This is a genomic window from Ancylobacter lacus (assembly GCF_018390635.1).
In the GTDB taxonomy this organism is placed as follows: Bacteria; Pseudomonadota; Alphaproteobacteria; order Rhizobiales; family Xanthobacteraceae; genus Ancylobacter; species Ancylobacter lacus.
Genome location: NZ_JAHBGE010000079.1, coordinates 41,928 through 62,206 on the forward strand (window position 1 = coordinate 41,928; position 20,279 = coordinate 62,206).

Here is a 20,279-nt window from a genome sequence, read left to right on the forward strand (position 1 = left end):
GGGCGCGATCTATTTTCGTAAGACATATCAATGATCTAATCTACACCTTCTCCGCCCCGGCATAGCCCGAGCCACAAAACGGAATAACGGCGCTTGACCGAAGTCCGAAACCACGCCAACAATGAGAACGTTCTCAGAGAACGTTCCCCGATAGAGGGACGACTCCGGGCGCGTGGAGGAAAAAGAATGACGGACGCCAAAGGCCGCCCCGGCACCGGGGAGCGGCACCCCTTGTCTCGTGAGATGCGCGCCGCTGGCCTCAGCAAGTCCTATGGCGCGACCGTTGCTCTCGAACATGCCGACATCGCCCTCAAGGCCGGCGAGGTTCATGCCCTCCTCGGCGAGAACGGGGCCGGCAAGTCCACTCTCGTGCGCATCTTCACCGGTGCGGTGATCCCCGACCGCGGCGAGATGCAGCTGCATGGCGAGCCCTATGCGCCGCGCTCCATCCTCGAGGCGCGCCGGCGCGAGGTCGCGACGGCCTTTCAGGAACTCAGCCTCGTTCCAAACCTCAGTGTGGCGCAGAACTTCCTTCTGCCGGCGCTGGCCGGGGCCGGCTCGCCGCTGATATCGCGGCGCCATGTCCTCGCCCGCGGCGCGGACATCCTCGCGCGCCATGGCCTCGGCCGGATCGATCCGGCCGCGTGCGTCGGCGACCTGCCGCTCGCCGAGCGCCAGCGCATCGAGATCGCCCGCGCCATCGAGAACGCCGGTCGTGTGCTGATCCTCGACGAGCCGACCGCCTCGCTTGCCGAGACCGACTGGCTGTTCGAGCAGATCGCCAAGGCCCGCGCGCGCGGGGTAGCCATCCTCTACATCTCCCATCGCCTCGCCGAGGTGCGCGAGATCTGCACGTCCGCAACCGTGCTGCGCAACGGCCGCTCCATCGGCACGGTGGGCCTTGGCAGCGCCAGCGACGGCGACATTTTCGAGATGATGGTCGGCCACCGGGTCGAGCATGCCCGGCGCCCGGCCCGCGTGGCGGGGGCGGCGCGCGCCCCGCGCCTCGCCGCCGAGGATCTGGCCGGCCACGGGTTGCGCGGGGTCAGCCTGCAGCTCGGGGAAGGCGAAATCCTCGGTGTTGCCGCGCTGGAAGGTCAGGGACAGCGTGGTCTGTTCCGGCTGCTGGCCGGGCTCCAGACGCCCACCGGCGGGGTGATCCGCGTCGACGGCCGGGCCGCGGCCTATCGCAGTCCGCGCGCCGCCCTGCGCTGCGGCTCGGGCATCAGCTACCTCCCGGAAGAGCGCAAGACCGAGGGCATCCTCGCCGGCCTCTCGGCCGCCACCAATGTGGTCCTGCCCTTCCTGCCGCGCGTTGGCCGGGCGGGGTTTATCGGCCGGCACGACGAGGCGAAGGCGGCGCAGCCCTCGGCGGATGAGGTGGCGCTGAACCCGCGCTATCTCGCCTTCGCCATCGGCGACCTCTCGGGAGGCAATCAGCAGAAGGCGCTGATGGCCCGCACGCTGGCCACCGGCGCCCGCACGTTGCTGCTTTTCGACCCCACGCGGGGCGTCGATGTCGGCACCAAGGAATCCATCTATGCCGCGATCCGCGCCTTCGCCGAACGCGGCGGCTCGGTGCTGTTCTATTCCTCGGAACTGCCGGAGATCGTCCAGCTCGCCGACCGCTGCCTCGTCCTCTACGGCGGGCAGGTGTTCCGCGAACTGGAGGGCGACGACATCGCCGAACAGAAGCTGGTGGCGGCGATGATCGGTCATGGCTCCCGTGCGGCGACCGGCCATGTGCCCGCACCCGCCGCTCCCGCCCACGCCCACGCCGCCGCGGAGAGTGCCCGATGAGCGATATCGCCACCACGGGCGCATCCCCGCCGGCGGCTTCCGTCACCCGCTCCGGCCCGGCCCCGCGTCACCGGCTCTGGCGTCTGACGCACGGTGCCGGCCTGATCTTCGGGCTCTACGTCCTGCTTTATGCGCTCTACGCCTACCAGCAGCCGCGGGCGCTGGACGCCTATGCCATCGCCGCGCTGGTGAACAACACGGCGCCGCTGGCGCTGGCGGCGGCCGGGCAGACCCTGGTGGTGCTGAGCCGGGGTTTCGACCTCTCCATCGCCGGGGTGATCTCGCTCACCAACGTCGTGCTGGCGGTCTATCCCCTGGACGGGCCGGGCGGCGCGCTGGTCTCGCTGCTGGTCTGCCTTGCCATCGGCGGTGTTGTGGGGGCGGTGAACGGCTGGCTGGTCGCCTATCTCCGGCTCCAGTCCATCGCCGCCACGCTGGCGACCATGATCATCTGCCAGGGCATCGCGCTGGTCATCCTCAATGCGCCCGGCGGGGCCGTTTCAGACTGGATCGCCGACGAGCTGACAGCCCGGCTGGGCAGCGTCGTGCCGGTGTCCGGGCTGGTGGTCGCCACCGTGGTCGGACTCTGGCTGCTGGTGCGGCGCAGCGATTACGGCGTCGCGCTCTATGCCATCGGCGCGGACGAGCCCGCCGCCGCGCTCTCGGGCGTCAATGTGCGGCGGACCCGCTTCATCACCTTCGTCGGGGCCGGCATGCTCTACGGCCTCGCCGGGCTGATGCTGAGCGCGCAGACCGCGACCGGCAATCCCAATTCCGGCACGCCGCTGCTGCTGCTCTCCTTCGCGGCCGTGGCGCTGGGCGGCACCTCGCTGAGCGGCGGGCGCGGCGGGCTGTTCGCCTCGGTGATGGGAGCGGCAACCCTCACCCTGCTGCAGAAGGTGCTGTTCTCCAGCGGCGTCTCCTCCTTCTACACCGGCCTGTTCCAGGGCGTGGTGCTGATCGTGGCGGTGGTCTTCAGCGGCCTCCTGAGCCGGATCGGAGAGCGGAAATGACGGTCATGAACGAAAATCCGATCGCGCAGGCCGGTTTCCAGCAGAGCGCCGACACCCGGCGCAGCGCACGGGTCAGCGCCGAGACGGTCAGCACCCTCGCGGTCGCGGCCCTGTGCGTCGTGCTGCTGGTCGGTGCGCGCTTCATCAGTCCCTCGCTCGGCTCCTGGTCGCAGGTCGAGACCGTGCTGGTGCTGGGCTCCTTCCTGGTGGTGCTGTCCTTCGGGCAGGGACTGGTCATCCTCACCGGCGGGCTCGACCTGTCGCTGCCGGCGGTGGCGACGCTGAGCGGCATCCTCGCCACCAACTGGGTGGGGGCGAGCGACCCCGGCGCCTGGTGCCTGCTGCCCGTGGTGCTGCTGGCCTGCGGGTGCGTCGGCTTCCTCTCCGCCGCCGGCATCGTCTGGCTGAAGGTGCCGCCCTTCATCATGACGCTGGCGATGTCGATCATCGTGTCCTCGCTGCTGCTCGGCTACACCAAGGGCACGCCGCGCGGCGCGGCGCCGGATGCGGCGGTTGCGCTGATGAAGGGCCACCTGCTCGGCCTGCCCGCGCCCGTGCTGTTCCTCGTCGGCTTCGTCCTGCTGGGCTGGCTGTTCCAGAGCCGCTCCGTGTACGGGCGCTACCTCTATGCCATCGGCACCAATGTCGAGGCGGCGCGCATTGCCGGCGCCCCGGTCACGGCGATGCGCATCCTGCCTTATGTGATCAGCGCGCTGAGCGCCGGCTTCGCCGGCCTGATGCTGGTCGGCTATTCCAGCGGCGCCACGCTGCGCATGGGCGACAGCTACCTGCTGCCCTCGATCGCCGCCGTGGTGATTGGCGGCTCCTCGATCCTCGGCGGGCGCGGCACGTTTCTCGGCACGGTGGGCGGGGCGATCCTGCTGACCACGCTCGGCACCATCATCTCCGCCATCGGGCTCGAATTCGGCCTGCGCACCATCATCGAGGGCGCCATCGTCCTCGTGGCGCTGCTGCTGCTGCGCGAGGAGCTTTTCCAGAAACTCGGCTCTCTCTGGCGCTGATCCAGGACGGGCGAGACGAACGACAAGAACAAAGTCAAATATCAGGAGGAACGACCATGATATCGACACTGCTCAAGACCGCGACCGCCGCGCTGCTGCTGGGCGCGGCGTGCCTTGGCGCAATCCAGCCCGCCGAGGCCGGCGCCCCCAAGGACGGAAAGAAATACAAGATCTATCTCAGCCTCAGCTATTCGGGAAATGCGTGGCAGTCCGAGGCGGCCAACATCGTCAAGGCGCTGGCGGCCACCCCGCCCTATAACGATCTCGTCGAGCTGAAGGAGGTCATCTCCGGCGCCGACCCGCAGGCGCAGATCTCCGCCTATGAGAGCATGATCGATGCCGGCGCCGACGGCATTGTGAGCTTTCCGATCTCCGCCACCGCGCTCAACCGCACCATCAAGCGCGGCTGCGAGCAGGGCGTGCTGTTCTTCATGTACGACGCCACCGTGACCGAGAGCTGCGCCTACAATGTGAGCTATCTCTCCTCCGGCTTCGGCGAGAACTCGGCGCAGGCGCTGGTCAACGCGCTGGGCGGCAAGGGCAAGATCTTCCTGTCGCGCGGCGTGCCCGGCAACTCGGTGGACCAGCGCCACACCGACGGTGCCAAGCACATCTTCGCCAAATATCCCGGCATCGAGGTGGTGGCCGAATATTACTCGTTCTGGGACGACCGCACGACCCAGCAGGAGACCGCCAAGGCCCTCGCCGCGCATCCCGACGTCCAGGGCATCTGGGCGCAGGCGGGTGAATACGGCGCCATCCAGGCGCTGCTCGACAAGGGCGGAAATCTCGTACCGGTCACGGGCGAAAACTCCAACGGCTTCCGCCTCGCCCTTGCCGATCCGGCGATGCAGGCCAAGGGGCTGACCGGCGTCTCGGCCGGCTCGCCGCCGGCGCAGTCGGGCTATGCCTTCAAGCTGATGATGGAAATCCTCACCGGCAAGCGGGAGCTGAAGCCCACCAATATCGAATACCCGCTGCCCTGGGTTCCCGCCGATAAGGTGAAGCTGTGCTCGGGTGACACGTTCGAGAACGGCTGCAACGTCTTCCCGAAGGAGCGCGTGCCGTCGTCCTTCGTCACCGAGGTGCTGAACCCCGTGCTGCTGCCCGAGCTGAACATCGAATCGGCCCTGAACGGCACGCCGGTGAAGGGCGCGACCATCCAGCCGCTGCCGGCGGAAGTGATCAAGGCGGCCAATGAGCCGGGCATCAACTGCTCCCGCTGCGAGGCCGCGAAGGACCAGTACAAGCTCACCAAGATCGCGCCGACGGTCAACTGAGCCGGTGTGAACCGACCCGATCTGCCGTCTGGCCCCCTCACAGGTGCCAGGCGGCTCCGCCCACCGGCTCGCTCGATATCGTGGTTGCGAGAGAATCAGCTCTCCTGCCGCAGCGGGATCGACGGCGCCGCCGGTGGTTATGAGGAAGGGAGACAGGCCTTGAGTGACGCACAGCGAGGCAAGGGACGTCGGGTGACCGTGAAGGATCTCGCGCGCGATCTCGGCATGTCGGTCTCGACGGTCTCGCGCGCCTTTTACCCCGACGCCATCATCGCTCCGGAGACGCGCCGGCTGGTGCTGGAGCGCGCCACCGCGCTCGGCTACCGCCCCAACCCCTTCGCCCAGAGCCTCATCACCAAGAAGACCCAGATCGTCGGCATGGTGGTCGCCGACCTGACGAACCCGTTCTATCCCGAAGTGATGACCGAGATGACGGCCATGCTGCAGGAGGCGGGCATGAACGTGATGCTCGCCGCCGCCAACCAGCCGGAAAAGATCGACGATGCGGTCGACCTGCTGCTGACCTATCAGCCCGACCTCGTCATCGTGCTGGCCGCCAACATGGCCTCGCACGCCCGCGAGAAATGCGAGGGCGCCGGGGCGCCGTGCATCTTCTTCAACCGGTTGTCCGCCGACGGCCTCGGCTTCGGGGTGACCTGCGACAACGAGGCCGGCGGCCGGCGGGTCGCCGACCACCTCATCGAGAGCGGGCACCGCCATCTCGCCTATGTCTCGGCCTTTCCCGGCGCCTCCACCAATGTAGAGCGCGGCAAGGGCTTCTGCAGCCGGGCGGTGGAACGCGGCTTCGCGCCGCCGCTGGTGATCGAGGCCGGCCGGTTCAGCTACGAGGCCGGCTATGCCGCCGGGCTCGAGGCGGCGCAGGCGGAGCGCCCGCTCGACGGCGTGTTCTGCGCCAATGACATCGTCGCCATCGGCTTCATCGCCGGGGTTCAGGAAAGCGGCCGGTTGCGCGTGCCGGACGACATCTCGGTGGTGGGTTTCGACGACATCACCATGGCCGGCTGGCCCTCGCACCTGCTGACGACGGTGGCGCAGCCGCTGGACGGGATGATGGCGGCGACCGTCAGCCTCGCCCGCGCGCTCGCCGTCGACCGCCGGCAGGACCCGCACATCCTGCGGCTGCCGCCGGGCGAGCTGATTGAGCGAAACACCACCCGCAGGCGCGATGGAGGGGCCGCATGACGATGCAACAACGTGTTCTCTTCGACCGACTGACGACGGTGCATCGCCCCGACTGCGCGTTCTTTGCCGACGGGCCGCTCCCCGTGCCGGTTGCCGGCCCCGACGATCTGGCCCCGCAGCTCGGCTCGGACGCGGTCGCCCGCTACGCCGAGGCGTGCCGCCCGGTGTTCGAGGATCTGCGGCGGGTCATCGGCCAGCTGGCCGGGCTGATGATCCTGGCCCAGCTCACCCGCTCGTCGGAGGTGGCCGGCCTCGACGAGCTGGCGAGCTGCCGGCGGCGCTGGGCCGAGGCGGGCGAGCGGATCGAGGCGCTGACGGGACCCGATCCCCTTGCCCCGCACCGGGCCCAGATCGTGGCCGCGCACGCTTTTTCCGGCCTGGCGCTGAGAACCTTCTCAGAGCTTCGTCCGCGCGCCGACAACGAGGCCGCCTTCGACACCATCTCCCGCCATGTGCGCCGCGCCTACGCGCATCTGAGCGCGGCCACCGCCGAAAAGGCCGGGCTCGCCATGGTGGACCTCTCCCATGCCTGTTGCTCCTGCGGACGCTGAACGACCCGCCGGAAACAAGAGAAAAGCAGAAAAGGAAGGAAACGAGCCATGTCCGACTATTCGATCTGGGTGTGCGAATATTCCTACGTCAAGAACTACCACAAGAGCGGCGTGCTCTACGGCGCGCATAACCAGGGTTTCGTCAAGCTTCCCTACTGCTACGTCGTCATCAAGGGCCGCGATCATGTCGCGATGGTCGATGTCGGCTACAGCGACAAGGACTATGGCAAGGTCCTGGGCGATCGCTTCGGTGTCGAGAACTGGCGCAATCCCACCACGGTTCTCGCCGAGATCGGGGTGAAGCCGGAAGAGGTGGACACCTGCTTCATCACCCACGCGCATTTCGATCATTTCGGCAATGTCGAGGACTTCCCGAACGCCAAATTCTACATTCAGGAACGCGAGATCGCGAAATGGGTCTGGGCGATGTCGCTGCCCGATCGGCTGCGCTGGATGATGGTGGCGGTCGATCCCGGCGACATCGTGCGCGGCGCCGATCTCGCCCGGCAGAAGCGCCTCGTCACCGTGAACGGCGCGGTGAGCGACGTGCTGCCCGGCATCGACCTGCACGCGGCCGATGACAGCCACACCTGGGGCTCCATGTGGGTCACGGTGCGCAACGACGGGAAGACGGCCTCGCAGGACAGCTGGGTGCTGGCGGGCGACCTCGTCTATGTCTTCGAGAACATCCACGGCCCCGGCGCGGCGGTGGACGAGAAGGAAGTCTACACCCCGGTGGGCCTCGCGGTCGGCAGCCAGGCCAATCTGGTGCTCGCCACCGAGGCGATGATGAAGCAGGTCAATTACGACTCCCACCGCGTCATTCCGGTGCATGAGGAGCGCCTGCGCGACACCTTCCCCTCGCGCATCACCCGCGAGGGGCTGCGGATCACCGAGATCTGCCTCGCCGACGGCGAAACCTCGAAGGTGTCGGCATGACGCGCCCGGCCCCCGTCGCGGCCCCGATCACGCCCCCGCCGGCCGCCCATGCCGTCGCCATCGTCGGCGCCGGACTGGTCGGCTCCGGCTGGGCGCTGGTGTTCGCCCGCGCGGGACTGCGGGTCCAGATCTACGATCCCGTCGCCGGGGTGCGCGCCGGCATCCCGGCCTGGGCGCGGGAGAGCGCGGCCGCGCTGGCCGGGGCCGGGCTGATCGCGGATGTCGAGGCGGTGATCGGCCGGCTCCATGTGGTCGACACGCTGGAGGCGGCGCTCGCGGGCGCCACCTATGTGCAGGAATCCGTTTTCGAGCGGGTGGAGGTGAAGCGCGACATCTGCCGCGCCATCGACGCCGCGATGGCGCCGGAGACGATCGTCGGCTCCTCCTCCTCCGGCATTCCCGCCTCGCGCTTCACCGAGGGCTGCACCCACCGCGGGCGCTTCCTCATCGCCCATCCGGTCAACCCGCCGCATCTCGCCCCCGTGGTCGAGCTGGTGCCGGCGCCCTGGACGGAGGCCGCCGCGCTGGCGGGGGCGCGCGAGCTGATGCTGGCGGTCGGGCAGGTGCCGGTGGCGCTCACCCGCGAGATCGACGGCTTCATCCTGAACCGCCTCCAGGGCGCGCTGCTGAACGAGGCCTGGGCGCTCTATGACGAGGGCTATGCCGGGCTCGCCGACATCGACGCCACCATTGCCCATGGGCTCGGGCTGCGCTGGGCCTTCATGGGGCCGTTCGAGACGATCGACCTGAACGCGCCCGGCGGCATTGTCGATTATGCCGCCCGGCTCGGCGGCATGTACCACGCCATGGCGCAGAGCCGCACGCCGCGCGCCTGGCCGGAAGACACCATCCGCCGCGCCGGCGAGGAGCGGCGCCGCGCGCTTCCCGAAACGGAGCTCGCCGCCCGCCGGGCCTGGCGCGACCAGGCGCTGACCGGCCTCGCCGCCTTCAAGAAGGCCAGCGGGCTCGCTCCCTAGCCCGCCGCCCTTCCCTTCCCGCCTTCGAGACACACCTGAACGTAAGGACCAGCACCATGGCCGTAACCCATTTGAAGCGCGGCAAGCCTGCCGAGGAGCGCTCGCAGGACGACCGCAAGGTTCGCGAGACGGTCGAGACCATCCTCGCCGATATCGAGGCGCGCGGCGATGCGGCGGTGCGCGAGCTGTCGGAGAGGTTCGACCGCTATTCGCCGCCGGCCTTCCGGCTGACGCTGAGCGAGATCGAGGCGCTGATGGCGCGGGTCTCGACGCGGGATATGGAGGACATCCGCTTCGCGCAGGCGCAGGTGCGCAATTTCGCGCAGGCCCAGCGCAATTCGATGACGGATATCGAGATCGAGACGCTGCCCGGCGTCATTCTCGGCCACAGGAACATCCCGGTGCAGTCGGTCGGCTGCTATGTGCCGGGCGGCAAGTTTCCCATGGTCGCCTCGGCCCACATGTCGGTGCTGACCGCCGCGGTGGCGGGCGTGCCGCGCATCGCCGCCGCCACCCCGCCGTTCAAGGGAGAGCCCAACCCGGCGGTGATCGCCGCCATGCATCTGGGCGGCGCCCACGAGATCTACGTGATGGGCGGCATCCAGGCCGTCGGCGCGCTGGCGATCGGAACCGAAACCATCGCCCCGGTCGACATGCTGGTCGGCCCCGGCAATGCCTATGTCGCCGAGGCCAAGCGCCAGCTCTATGGCCGCGTCGGCATCGACCTGTTCGCCGGTCCCACCGAGACCATGGTGATCGCCGACGACACGGTGGATGGCGAGATCTGCGCGACCGATCTGCTCGGGCAGGCCGAGCACGGCTACAACTCGCCGGCTGTTCTGGTCACCAACAGCCGCCGGCTGGCCGAGGACACGCTCGCCGAGATCGACCGCCTGCTCGGGCTCCTGCCGACCACCGATACCGCGACCAGGTCGTGGGCCGACTATGGCGAGGTCATCCTGTGCGACACCCATGAGGAGATGCTGGAGGTCGCCAACGACATCGCCTCCGAGCACGTCCAGGTCATGACCGACCGCGACGACTGGTATCTCGCCAACATGCACTCCTATGGCGCGCTGTTCCTCGGCCCCCGCACCAATGTCGCCAATGGCGACAAGGTGATCGGCACCAACCACACGCTGCCCACCCACAAGGCCGGGCGCTATACGGGCGGGCTCTGGGTCGGCAAGTTCCTGAAGACGCACAGCTACCAGAAGATCACCACCGACGAGGCGGCGGCGACGATCGGCGCCTACGGTTCGCGGCTGTGCCTGCTGGAAGGCTTCGTCGGTCACGCCGAGCAGTGCAATGTGCGGGTGCGCCGCTACGGGCGCAAGAACGTGCCCTATGGCGAGGCCGCGGAATGAGCGCCGCCGCGCCCCCGTTCCGGCTCGACGGGCGCCGGGTGCTGGTCACGGGTGCGGGGCGCGGCATCGGCCTCGCCATCGCCCGGGCCTGTGCCGCCTCGGGCGCGGAGGTCACGCTCTGCGCCCGCTCGGCGGACGAGATCGGCGCGGCGGCGGAGGCCCTGCGCGGGGAGGGCCTGAAGGCGGAGGCCCTGCCCGCCGACGTCACCGATGTGGCGGGGTTTGCCGCGCTCATCGCCGCCCTGCCGGCCTTTGACGCGTTCGTCAACAATGCCGGCACGAACCGGCCGAAGCCGCTCGCCGACGTGACGGTCGAGGATTACGACGCCGTGCTGGGGCTGAACCTGCGCAGCGCCATCTTCGCCGCGAAGGCGGTGACCGCCCGCATGATCGAGGCGGGGCGCGGCGGATCGGTGATCAACATGTCCTCGCAGATGGGCCATGTCGGCGCGGCCAGCCGCACGCTCTACTGCGCCTCGAAATGGGGGCTGGAGGGCTTCACCAGGGCGCTGGCGGTGGAGCTGGCGCCGCACCGCATCCGCGTCAACACCATCTGCCCGACCTTTGTCGAGACGCCGATGACGGAGCCCTATTTCCGCGACCCCGCCTTTCGCGCCGAGGTGCTGGGGAAGATCCCGCTCGGCCGCGTGGGCCGGGTGGAGGAGGTGGCGGCGGCGGCGGTGTTCCTCGCCAGCGAGGCCGCCGCCCTGATGACCGGCAGCGCGCTGATGCTGGATGGCGGCTGGACGGCGCTGTGAGCCCGGCCGGGCGGTGCCGGTCCGTCTCCCGGCGGGCCGCCGACAGCGAGAGCCGCACGGCAGCGGAGGCGCGGGCGAAGCGCGCCCGCGCCGCTGGACCGCGATCTCTGAACCGCTATTCTCGATCTGCCCGGATCCCTTTGGAAACAAAGGCGATTCGGGCCGTCGGGGGTGCATCGAAAGGGCGGTCTCGCTCAGAACAGGGCGAGCGGGTCCGGGTTTTTTCGCGGGCGCCGGCGGCGTTGGCCGGAAAAGCGCACGATGTTCTCATCGTGCCGATCCGTGAAGCTCAGTTATGTGGACATCGCCGCGCGGGGGCAGATTGGCCTCGATGCGGCGCAGGTAGGCTTCACATTGTTCCTTGCCGTTGCCGAAGCGGGCGATGTCGACGACCCTTTCCACGGCGTCAGGCCCCCGGCTTCGGCTTGCGAGCGGGAAAGCCGGGATCGAGGACGCGGCCGAGCTCATCGATGCGCACCTGCCGCGCCTTCCAGCGCCGCAGCGAGCCCGGCGAGCCATAGACGTAGCGGAAGGGGTCGCTCTTGTCGGCGTCGCGCGCCTTCAGGCTGCCCGCCTCCTGCGGCGGGGCGAGCACGAGCGTGCCGCCGGAGAACTTCGCCACCCGCATCAGCTCGCGCGCGCCCTCGCGCTCGATGGCCACGACGTCGTTCTGCTGGAGCGAGAGGACCTTGCGCGCGGTCGGGTTGTCGCGGCGGGTCGGCGATGTCCTGTCCCGCTGGTGCGCCTCGAACATCGAGACGACCTCGTCCTTCCACACGCCGGTCTTCAGTTCCCAGACGTCGAAGCGATAATTGGAATCGCCCTTATAGGCCTTGTAGGGGCACCCGCTGCGGTCGCGGATCGGGATGACGGAGAGCGGCTCGACCACCCGGACACGGCGGATGCCGGGGTAGAGGCGCGGGCCGCGCTCGGGATGGCCGAAGCTGCGCACGGCCTGCTCGAAGGCGGCGCCTTCCTTGCCGGCGGTCCAGTCCCTGAGCTTCACCCTGAGATCGTCGTCGCGGATCGCCTCGATGTCGGACGGCTTCCGGAATGCGGAGAGAGGCTTGCGGGTGACGACGATGTCGCGGCCGCTCCTGTCCTTTGCGCCGGTCAGTCCATAGGCGGTCTCGTTGTGGAGCCGGCCCGCGGTGGCGTTGCGGTCCTTCGGCCGCCCGGCCTTGGCGGCGCTGCCATGGTCGGGGCGATGGCTGACCGTGATGTTGCGCACGATCCGCCCGACCTCGTCGGAGAACCCCTCCCAGGGATCGGGAATCGCCTCGGCGACCCGGCCCGCCGCCATCAGCCCCTCGCGGCCGGCCTCACGGGCGATGCGGCTGAGGAGGGAGCGATCGGTCACGCCGACGACGATCGCGTCGATCGCGTGGTGCCGGTGGTCGCGGCGGTTCTTCGGCTGGTCGCCGCCGCCCGAGAGATTGTGGTCGGGCAGGTGGTGATTGAGGCCCCAGCTTCGGCGCAGCATCTCGGTGAGCCGGCCCGGCGAGACCCAGACATGGCTGGAGCCCTCGCCCTTTTCGGGATAGAGCGCCGACAGATACTCCCGCGCGAGGCGGGAGAGATATTGCGTGTCGGTGAGATGACGGGCGAGGAAGCCGCCCTTGTCGTTGAACCGGGCCATCGCGTCCGGCTCGAAGCGCCGGCGTTTCTCGCGCGGGAGGCGCGCCGTGCGCGCGGCGATGGCCTCCCAGCCGGCATCCGGCCCGAAATGGGCGCGCAGGTCGTCCCGGGCTTCATAGGGCGAGCGGTTGCGCTTGATGCGGTTCACCTCGCGCAGGCAGAGGATGCGGTTGGCGTTGGAATCGTCCAGCGTCTGGCTGAAGGGGAGAATGTGATCGACCTCGACGGCACCGGAGAACAGCATCTCCACCGGGATCTGCCGCCCGGTGTAGACGCAGCGCCGGTCGTGCGCATTGTCTTCGTTCAGCTCCTCCCACAGCCTGAGGATGGCGCGGTTGCCGCCCTTGTCGGCGATGCCCAGCTCGTTCAGCTTTCTTGAGCGCCCCTCCGCCGCCACGCGGTTCCTGCGGTTCCTGTCGTTGACCTCGCCCTTGCGCTCCGCGTCGAGCTTGAGTTCGCGGGCGAGCTCAATGGCTATCTCTGCCGGCGGCCCGTAGCGGCGGATCAGCGCGTTGAGCACCCGGCGGAGCTGGTTGAGGCCGATATGCACGGTCGGGTTGGTCAGCCGGCCGAGGCGGAGCGCCTCGTCCTGTTCGTTGGGATCGGCGGTGCCCGGCAGGATGGGCCGTTCGAGAACGGGCGCCATAATAAGGCAGGGCGGCATGGCCCTTGCCGTCCTGCCAGACCCGCCCGTCGCGGAAATCCGAGTGGTGGCCGAGCCCCGCCCGCTGCACCGCCTCGCTATAGACGATGACGTCTTTTCCATCTCGGCGATCAGCCGGCGCGTCGCCGTTTCGCCGAAGCGGCCAAAGCCCTCGGCCAGCCGCACGCGCGTCACGGCCCGGGCCTCCTCGGCCGAGAGGCCGTGCCGTTGCCGCAGCCCATCCGAAGGCGGCCATCTCGGCGTCGCTTTCCAGCCCGTCGAGGCCGGCGAGGACCTCCCATTGAACGGCAGGATCGAGGCCGAACCAGCGCTTCCCGAAGCGGGTCTTGCCGGCCATCTCGGCGGCGACCTCGTCGCCCTTCATATCCCTGCGGTTCTCGCCTTCCTTGTTGAAGCGGGCGTCGGGATCGAGCTTGAGCGCCTTGCGAAGGCTTTCATAGGAAACAGACGTGCGCTGGCCCAGCCTGGAGAGGAGCGCGTCGCGCTCGGCCCGTGAAAGCGCGCGCGCCTCGGCGCCCGGCAGCAGGACGCGCAGCGCATTGACCTCTTCCAGCAGCCGCCGCCGCTGGAACAGTGGATGCGCCTTGGGCAGGCGCGGCTCCGGCGGCAGCAGGGTGCAGAAGCCGATCCTTCGGCTTCCGGAGCGGGCGCTGGTGGAAGATGATCTCGTAGAACTGCGCGCGCGGCTCCTCGGTCAGGACCTCGGGATGGTGCGGGGACTGCGCCTGCCAGATGGCGGCGAACTCGTCTTCCAGCATCTGGCGGTCGGGGTAGAAATCATAGGCTTCGCTCGCCTTGCCGTCCTCGGCGGTGAGGGTGACGACGCGCGTGCGCACATGGGGAATGGCGTTCGGGTCGTCGGCGCCAGCCCGCCTTTTGTGGAGGAACGCGCCGAGCGTGCGCGCTTCGGCCTCCTCCATCTGCTCATGGAGCCGGGCGACACCGACGCGGATCGTGCCGGCGTCGTCCTCGGCGCCGCGATCCGCCTAGCGGTTCGACTTGAAGCCGCGCCGCTGGTTGAGATGGAACAGCGCGCGACCGATCTCCGGCAGCGTCAGCTTTTCGTCGAGAGCCCGGGCACGCAAGGCATAGGGGTCGAGCCCGGCCAGCGCCTCGCCGGCCTCCGGATCGGATGGGAACAGACCGGCACGCGTCAGATATTTGATCAGCGCCGCCCGGCGCTGCTTGTAGCGGTCGCGCCGGATTTCGGCTCCCCGCCTGAACCGTCGACGCTTCCGCTCGCGCCCCGGCGCGCGGCCGATCAGGTTCCTGCACCCCCGTCGGGCCGCCCCCCGGCCTTGGGCCTACCGGCCGGCCTTAGCTGGAAGCCCACACATCCTGGAGATAGCGGCGGGAGGCCTCCAGCTCGGCCAGCGCCGGGGCGCCGAGGATGTCGGCGAAGGCCGCCCGCACATCGGGCGCCATGGTGCGGGCGTTGCCGCAGATCAGCACCGAGCCGCCGCGGCGCACCATCTCCCCGACCACGTCGGCATGGGTGCGCAAGAGGTCCTGCACATAGGTCTTGGGGGTGCCGGCGCGGCGCGAGAAGGCGACGGCGAGCAGGTTCAGCGTGCCGTCGTCCCGGTAGGCCTCCAGTTCCTCGCGATAGAGATAGTCGCTCTCGTTCCGGCACCCGAAGAACAGCAGGACCGGCCCCACCGCCACGCCCTGTTCCCGCAGGGCGTGGCGCTCCTGTATGAAGCCGCGCAGCGGCGCGATGCCGGTGCCGGGACCCACGAGGATGAGCGGCACGGCCGGATCGTCCGGCAGCTGGAAGGAGCTGCCCGTGTCCTTCACCGCCACCCGCAGCGCCGTTCCCTCGGCACAGCCGGCGAGATAGGTGCTGCACAACCCCTCCTCCACGCGGCCGTCCGCGCAGGCGAAGCGGTGCGCCCCCACGGTGAGGGTGCAGGCGTCGGGCGACAGCCGCGGCGAGGAGGAGATGGAGTAGTAGCGCGGCTTCAGGCCGGGCCGCAGGCCCAGCAGCGTGGCGAGCTCGAGCCGGACGGAAGGCACCTGCGCCAGCAGGTCCATCATGCGCGGCTTGCCGGCGGCGAGGCCGGGGAAGTCCTCCAGCCACTGCGCGATCTGCTCCCGATCCGGCGGGCACCGGGCGGCCCTGGCCCATGCCCTGAGGTCGCGCCGCGTCACCGGGCCGGCAAGGTCGACATGCTCGGCGAGCAGTTCGCCCACCCGCACCGGCACGCCGAAGGGCAGGCCGCCGCCGTTTTCCGCCGCCGGCCCGAGGGCGGTGAGGATCACGCTTGCCTCCGCGTCGAGGCCGCAGCGTTCCGCCGCCGCGGCCACGAGGGCGGGGGGATTGCAGGGGAACACGCCGAGATGGTCCCCGGCGGCATAGGTGACGCCCGCCGGCAAGGGCAGCTCGATATGCCGGGTCGAGCCGGACGCGCCGGGCGCCTGCAGCTCCCGGTTGACGCGCACCGCGCTGACCACGGCGCCGGCATCCGGCGCGCTGGCACGGCGCGGCGCCTCCCCCGCCGCCGCGACGGCGCCATGCGCCACCTCCACCCCGATCGCCGGCGCCTCCACCGCCTCGCCCTCCGGCGCGAGCCCGGCAAAGGCGCGGTCGAGCGCGGGCCACAGGGCGGCGGTCCAGCTCTCCACCGCGGATTCGAAATCGCCGTCCGCATCCGCCGCGCCGGTGTCCAGAAGCGGCGTGCCGCCGCGCGCCGCCAGACCCTCGGCAATGGTGCGGGGGAACTTCTGGAAGGTCTGGCGCCACTGCGCATTGCCGCAGCCCAGCACCGCGAAGCGCAGGCCGGCGCAGGCGTCCGGTGGGGCGCTGTCCAGCCAGCGGGCGAAGCCGGCGGCATTATCCGGCGGCGCGCCATTATAGGTGGAGGTGACGATGACCACCGGCCCGTCCGCCGGCCAGGGCTGGCCGGCCTGCGTGTCCAGCTCCGCCACGCGCGGGGCAAAGCCACGGCTGGCCGCCTCGCGGGCGAGGCCGGAGGCGATGTCGCGGCAGCCGCCCATGTTGGAGCCGTACAGCACGCTCATCGGCCGGCCCGCCGCGGCCACCGGCTCGGGCGCCGGCTCGGCCCTGGCGGGCGCCTTCCGCACGGGGAAACGGCCCTTCACCTCGGGGCGGCGCTCCAGCAGCATCTCCAGATGATCCGGCTTCACGGTGAGCGCCTGCTTGTGGCGCAGCACGTAGTGCGGATCCTTCGGGCGGGCGACGAAGCGCTGGATGAAGCGGGCCAGCACCATGCGCGCTTCCAGCAGGGCGAACTGGAAGCCGATGCAGGAGCGCAGGCCCATGCCGAAGGGATGGTAGGCATCGCGGTGGTGCGTGTTCTCCTCCCCGGGCAGAAAGCGGTCGGGGCGGAAGGCATGGGCATCCGGCCCCCAGAAGCGCGGATGGGTCTGCATCGTCGTCAGCGACACGAACATGCGCTCGCCGGCCTTCACCTCGTAGCGCCCGTTGCCCACCGTGGTGTCGCGGGTGACATGGCGCGGGAAGACCGGCACCGGCGGGCAGAGCCGCAGCGCCTCCTTCAGCACGCGCTGGGTGTAGTCGAGCCGGCCGCAATCCTCATAGGTCGGGACGTAGGAGAAGTCGCGCCCCAGCACCTCGTCCACCTCGGCAATGAGCTTTTCCAGCACCTCCGGGTGCTTCCAGAGAAAGTAGAGCGCGTAGGAGAGCATCCCGCTCGTGGTCTCGTGCCCCGCGATCAGGAGCACGATGAGCTGGCCGCGAATATTGTCGTCCGGCAGCTTCAGCCCGGTGACGCGGTCCGGCGTGGTGAGCATCACCTGCAGCAGGTCGGTGGGCACCGCCTCGCCGCGGGCCATGCGGTCGCGGCGGTCGCGGATGATCGCGTTCACGTCGTCCAGCATGATCCGGTCGGCGGCCGCGCGCTGGCGGCGGGCCTCGTGGTAGAAGATCTCCGGCAGGACACGCCTGGTCTCCTGCATGGCGTCGTCCAGAACCCGGTTCATCGCCTCCACGAAGGGAGGCAGGGCCGGGGAATCGATGGCGCCGTAACGCTTGTCGAAGGCGGCGTAGGAGATGGCCTCGAAGGTCATCCGGGTCATCAGGTCGGTGACCAGGAAGCCGGTGTCGGGCCCCAGCCGGTCGAGATGCGCCAGCAGGTCGTCCGCCACCTCGACGATGCGGCCATAGTAGTTCTTCAGCGCCGCCGAGCCGAAGGCGGGGGCGAGGATGCGGTGGGCGCGGTGCCACAGGGGATCGTCGTCGCTGGCCGTGAACAGCGCGCTGCCGACACTCTTTTCCGCGAGGTTGCCGAGGCCGCCCCGGCCATCCACCACCTTGGCGAAGACATCGGGCGCCGCGCACATCTCCGAGACGATATCGGCATCGGCGCAGAAATAGCCTTTGCCGGCGGGCGCCGAGAAGGCGAAGAACGTGCCGTGCTTGGCGTGGAGATCGGCCAGCGCGCCCACGAGGCCGCCGGGATGGCGCAGTTCCGGCAGATTGCCGAGGAGCGGATAGGGCCTCGGGCCGGGCACCACGCCATGGCCGGGCGCGGCGCCCTCGCCCTGCGTGACGAGGTTCAGCCGCGTACCGTCGGGAATGCTGTCGTCCAGCGCGACGGCGGTGCCGTCCGGCGTTTCCACATGGAAGGCGGCTCCGGCCGACAGCCGCGCCGCCGCCCGCACCGCCTCGACCACCGCCTCCCGGCTGGCCCCGGGAAACCAGCCGACCCGCACGTTGCCGGCGGCACCGCCGAGCTCGATGGTCTTGAGGGCAGGCGCGGACTCGGTGGTGGACATGGGGGCCTCCTGGCGGCCGGATGCGGTCAGCGTTCGCGGTGCGGCGACACGGCTCAGCCCCCGCGCGCCGGAACGGCGGCAAGGGCCTCGATCGCCGCCACGGTGCGGGCCATGTCGCGGTCGGGGTCGATCTCCCGGGCGACCGCCCGCGCCCGCGCGGCGAACGCCGGGTCCTCCAGCACGGCGCGCAGGCTCCTTTCCAGCGTGTCGCGGTTGACACTGGTGCGGGGCAGCACCGCGCCCACGCCCAGGCGGCGCATCCGCATGGCGTTGTCGGGCTGGTCGAAGGCGAACGGAATGGTCAGCACCGGAACGCCTGCCCGCAGCGCCTCGGCGCAGCCGCCGACGCCGCCGTGCTGCACCACGGCGGCGGCATGGGGAAACAGGCTGGAATGGGGGGCGTAGTCGAGCGCCAGCACCTTGTCGGCCGGCGCGTCCGGCCGCGGGTTGTTGCCCATCAGCAGGATGGCGCGGCGCCCGAGCGCCAGCGCCGTCTCCGCCGCGACCTTGTAGAAGTCGTGCGCCAGATGGACCACCGTGGTGCCGAGGGTGAAGACCACCGGGGGCGGCCCTGCCGCCAGGAAGGACGCGATCCGGGCGGCCGTTTCGGGGTCGGCTTCCTGCGTGAAGAAGGGAAAGCCGGTCTGGACGGACGCGGCCGGCCAGTCCCGCTGGGGCGCCCCGAAGGCGGGCGGGAACAGCACCAGCACCAGATGCGGCGAGAACTTGTCGGTGAACACGATGTCGCCGGTGCCCACCCCCATCTCGCGCTGAAGCGCCAGCAGCGGCGCGCCCCAGCGCGTGACCTGCCGGCGGATGACGCGGAACATCAGCCGCTGCGGCCAGGCCCCGAGATGGCGCAGATGGTAGCCCGCGGGAAACCAGGTGAGCACGCTCGGGTCGAGCGCCGACATCATGGTGGAAGGCGCGAGCATGACGCTGGCCCAGGGCAGGCCGCGCCGCGCCGCCACCAGCGGCGCGACATAGACCAGCTCGCCCACGACGAGGGCATCCGCGCCCTCGGTGGCGGCGAGCAGGTCGTCGAAGGTCGCGCGCGTCTGGGGAAAGACGGTGTCGTGATAGAGGCGGCGCCCGCCATGCACCGGGTCGCCGAAAATCTCCATCAGCACCTCAGGGGAGAAGTCCGGCCGCAGGGGATGGAAGTCGAGGCCGAGCGCGGCGACGCGCGGGCCGTAGGAAGCCGGCGCCGCGATCACCGGGGTGTGGCCGCGTGCGCGCAGCGCCTGCGCGATCGCCAGCAGGGGGTAGAGATCCCCGAAGGATCCGAGCGTGGCGAGGACAATGCGCATCACGACACCGCCTTGACGACATCCGGCGCGGCCGATGGCTTTCCGCGCATCAGCAGCAGCGCCGCGAGCAGACCCAGCGCCACCATGCCGGTTCCCACATAATAGCCCTCCGCGATGCTTCGGGCAGCACTCAGACGCAGCGCGGAGGCGACGGCCGGCCAGTGTTCCACCAGCGCCCGCACCGCCTCCTCCCGGCCGTAGACGGCCTGTTCCATCAGGCTTTCGAGCTGCGTGCGGGCCGCCCCTTCCGGCGCGGCCTCGGCCGCGATGGCGAGGAAGCGGCTGCGCTCGAGCCCGGCGACCACGGTGCCGATCGCCGCCATGCCCATGGCGCCGCCGAGCTGCCGCACCGTGTCGAGCGCGCCGAAGCCCCGGCCCCGCTGGCCTTCCGCCACGCGCGAGGTGCCGTCGGTGTAGGTCTGCGACACCCCGAGCCCCACGCCGGCGCCGATGACGATGAGGGCGGGGAACATCAGCAGGAAGTCGACCCGTATCAGCGCCTGCGTCTCCCAGAGCAGCCCGAGGGTCGCCAGCGCCATGCCCGTCGCCACCGGCAGCCGTGCGCCGTAGCGGTCATACAGCATGCCGGAAAGCGGGGCGCAGATCATCAGCGGCACAAGGAACAGCAGCATGGCAAGGCCGGACTGCAGCGGCGTGAAATGCAGGATGCGCTGGAGATAGATCGCGCCGAAGGCGGACTGGCCGACAAGGGCGCTCTGGGCGCAGAACAGCACGATGCTGTCGGCGGCGAACTGCCGGTCCCGGAACAGCGCCATGTCCACCAGCGGTTCGCCCGCGCGACGCTGCGCCCGGAGGAACACGGCGAGCAGCACCACGCCGACGGCGACGAGGGAGATGGTGAGCGGCGAGGCCCAGCCCCAGGCATGGCTTTGCTGCAGGCCGAGCACCATGGGCCCGAGCGCCGCCGCCAGCAGCAGGCTGTAACCGGGCCGAGGCTGTGTGAGAACTCTGTGGCTCGTCGCGCAGGTTGTTGCCACG

15 protein-coding genes and 1 pseudogene are annotated in these 20,279 nt (G+C 70.1%); 10 read left to right on the forward strand and 6 right to left on the reverse strand.

What is annotated here, in order from left to right:
* Positions 1 to 186: 186 nt before the first annotated feature.
* The 10 genes from KHC27_RS19900 (at position 187) to KHC27_RS19945 (ending at position 10,910) form a co-directional block, all read left to right on the forward strand.
* Positions 187 to 1,800 carry a sugar ABC transporter ATP-binding protein gene (locus tag KHC27_RS19900; RefSeq protein WP_246520126.1) on the forward strand — a complete coding sequence of 538 codons (1,614 nt, stop codon included), beginning with the start codon at positions 187 to 189 and terminating at the stop codon, positions 1,798 to 1,800.
* Positions 1,797 to 2,813, forward strand: coding sequence for an ABC transporter permease (locus tag KHC27_RS19905; protein WP_213341515.1), 1,017 nt, complete (start codon positions 1,797 to 1,799; stop codon positions 2,811 to 2,813). The genes KHC27_RS19900 and KHC27_RS19905 overlap by 4 nt, the downstream gene beginning before the upstream one ends.
* 5 nt (positions 2,814 to 2,818) lie before the next feature.
* Positions 2,819 to 3,835 (forward strand): ABC transporter permease, encoded by a 1,017-nt coding sequence (locus tag KHC27_RS19910; RefSeq protein ID WP_213341517.1) that lies wholly within the window; start codon positions 2,819 to 2,821, stop codon positions 3,833 to 3,835.
* 56 nt (positions 3,836 to 3,891) lie between these two features.
* The gene (locus KHC27_RS19915) at positions 3,892 to 5,115 is read left to right on the forward strand and encodes a sugar ABC transporter substrate-binding protein (protein WP_213341519.1); all 1,224 of its coding nucleotides are present in this window, start codon (positions 3,892 to 3,894) and stop codon (positions 5,113 to 5,115) included.
* Between the two features lie 159 nt (positions 5,116 to 5,274).
* Positions 5,275 to 6,318: a LacI family DNA-binding transcriptional regulator gene (locus tag KHC27_RS19920; protein ID WP_213341521.1), complete on the forward strand. Its 1,044-nt coding sequence runs from the start codon at positions 5,275 to 5,277 to the stop codon at positions 6,316 to 6,318.
* Positions 6,315 to 6,869, forward strand: a complete 555-nt coding sequence (locus KHC27_RS19925; protein ID WP_213341523.1) for a hypothetical protein — start codon at positions 6,315 to 6,317, stop codon at positions 6,867 to 6,869. The genes KHC27_RS19920 and KHC27_RS19925 overlap by 4 nt, the downstream gene beginning before the upstream one ends.
* A gap of 48 nt (positions 6,870 to 6,917) precedes the next feature.
* Positions 6,918 to 7,808 (forward strand): N-acyl homoserine lactonase family protein, encoded by an 891-nt coding sequence (locus KHC27_RS19930; RefSeq protein ID WP_213341525.1) that lies wholly within the window; start codon positions 6,918 to 6,920, stop codon positions 7,806 to 7,808.
* Positions 7,805 to 8,785 (forward strand): 3-hydroxyacyl-CoA dehydrogenase, encoded by a 981-nt coding sequence (locus KHC27_RS19935; protein WP_213341527.1) that lies wholly within the window; start codon positions 7,805 to 7,807, stop codon positions 8,783 to 8,785. Before KHC27_RS19930 ends, KHC27_RS19935 begins: the two co-directional genes overlap by 4 nt.
* Positions 8,786 to 8,841: 56 nt before the next feature.
* Positions 8,842 to 10,152, forward strand: coding sequence for a histidinol dehydrogenase (gene hisD, locus KHC27_RS19940; RefSeq protein WP_213341529.1), 1,311 nt, complete (start codon positions 8,842 to 8,844; stop codon positions 10,150 to 10,152).
* Positions 10,149 to 10,910 carry an SDR family NAD(P)-dependent oxidoreductase gene (locus KHC27_RS19945; RefSeq protein ID WP_213341531.1) on the forward strand — a complete coding sequence of 254 codons (762 nt, stop codon included), beginning with the start codon at positions 10,149 to 10,151 and terminating at the stop codon, positions 10,908 to 10,910. Before hisD ends, KHC27_RS19945 begins: the two co-directional genes overlap by 4 nt.
* A gap of 267 nt (positions 10,911 to 11,177) precedes the next feature.
* Here KHC27_RS19945 and KHC27_RS21935 read toward each other — a convergent pair whose 3' ends face one another.
* The 6 genes and pseudogenes from KHC27_RS21935 to KHC27_RS19975 all read right to left on the reverse strand — a co-directional run.
* Positions 11,178 to 11,312, reverse strand: coding sequence for a hypothetical protein (locus tag KHC27_RS21935; RefSeq protein ID WP_281417114.1), 135 nt, complete (start codon positions 11,310 to 11,312; stop codon positions 11,178 to 11,180).
* A 4-nt stretch (positions 11,313 to 11,316) separates the two neighbouring features.
* Complete coding sequence (gene cas9 / locus KHC27_RS19950; protein ID WP_343210949.1) at positions 11,317 to 13,386, reverse strand: type II CRISPR RNA-guided endonuclease Cas9; 2,070 nt, start codon at positions 13,384 to 13,386, stop codon at positions 11,317 to 11,319.
* 238 nt (positions 13,387 to 13,624) lie between these two features.
* Positions 13,625 to 13,840: pseudogene (locus tag KHC27_RS22135) on the reverse strand (hypothetical protein); the annotation flags it as partial.
* A 689-nt stretch (positions 13,841 to 14,529) separates the two neighbouring features.
* Entirely contained in the window at positions 14,530 to 17,970 is a 3,441-nt protein-coding gene (locus KHC27_RS19965) for a bifunctional cytochrome P450/NADPH--P450 reductase (protein WP_213341539.1), read from the reverse strand.
* Positions 17,971 to 18,023: 53 nt separating this feature from the next.
* Positions 18,024 to 19,280: a glycosyltransferase gene (locus KHC27_RS19970; protein ID WP_246520133.1), complete on the reverse strand. Its 1,257-nt coding sequence runs from the start codon at positions 19,278 to 19,280 to the stop codon at positions 18,024 to 18,026.
* Positions 19,280 to 20,279, reverse strand: a 1,000-nt coding sequence (locus tag KHC27_RS19975; RefSeq protein WP_213341544.1) for an MFS transporter, incomplete at its 5' end; no start/stop codon positions are given. The genes KHC27_RS19970 and KHC27_RS19975, both read right to left, overlap by 1 nt.

What these genes read in the sequence shown, in the direction of transcription:
- KHC27_RS19900 (WP_246520126.1), top strand. Translation starts at nt 187, where the DNA reads ATGACGGACGCCAAAGGCCGCCCCGGCACCGGGGAGCGGCACCCCTTG.
- KHC27_RS19945 (WP_213341531.1), top strand. Translation starts at nt 10,149, where the DNA reads ATGAGCGCCGCCGCGCCCCCGTTCCGGCTCGACGGGCGCCGGGTGCTG.
- KHC27_RS19935 (WP_213341527.1), top strand. Translation starts at nt 7,805, where the DNA reads ATGACGCGCCCGGCCCCCGTCGCGGCCCCGATCACGCCCCCGCCGGCC.
- KHC27_RS19925 (WP_213341523.1), top strand. Translation starts at nt 6,315, where the DNA reads ATGACGATGCAACAACGTGTTCTCTTCGACCGACTGACGACGGTGCAT.
- KHC27_RS19905 (WP_213341515.1), top strand. Translation starts at nt 1,797, where the DNA reads ATGAGCGATATCGCCACCACGGGCGCATCCCCGCCGGCGGCTTCCGTC.
- KHC27_RS19910 (WP_213341517.1), top strand. Translation starts at nt 2,819, where the DNA reads ATGAACGAAAATCCGATCGCGCAGGCCGGTTTCCAGCAGAGCGCCGAC.
- KHC27_RS19930 (WP_213341525.1), top strand. Translation starts at nt 6,918, where the DNA reads ATGTCCGACTATTCGATCTGGGTGTGCGAATATTCCTACGTCAAGAAC.
- hisD (WP_213341529.1), top strand. Translation starts at nt 8,842, where the DNA reads ATGGCCGTAACCCATTTGAAGCGCGGCAAGCCTGCCGAGGAGCGCTCG.
- KHC27_RS19965 (WP_213341539.1), bottom strand. Translation starts at nt 17,970, where the DNA reads ATGTCCACCACCGAGTCCGCGCCTGCCCTCAAGACCATCGAGCTCGGC.
- KHC27_RS19915 (WP_213341519.1), top strand. Translation starts at nt 3,892, where the DNA reads ATGATATCGACACTGCTCAAGACCGCGACCGCCGCGCTGCTGCTGGGC.
- KHC27_RS19970 (WP_246520133.1), bottom strand. Translation starts at nt 19,280, where the DNA reads ATGCGCATTGTCCTCGCCACGCTCGGATCCTTCGGGGATCTCTACCCC.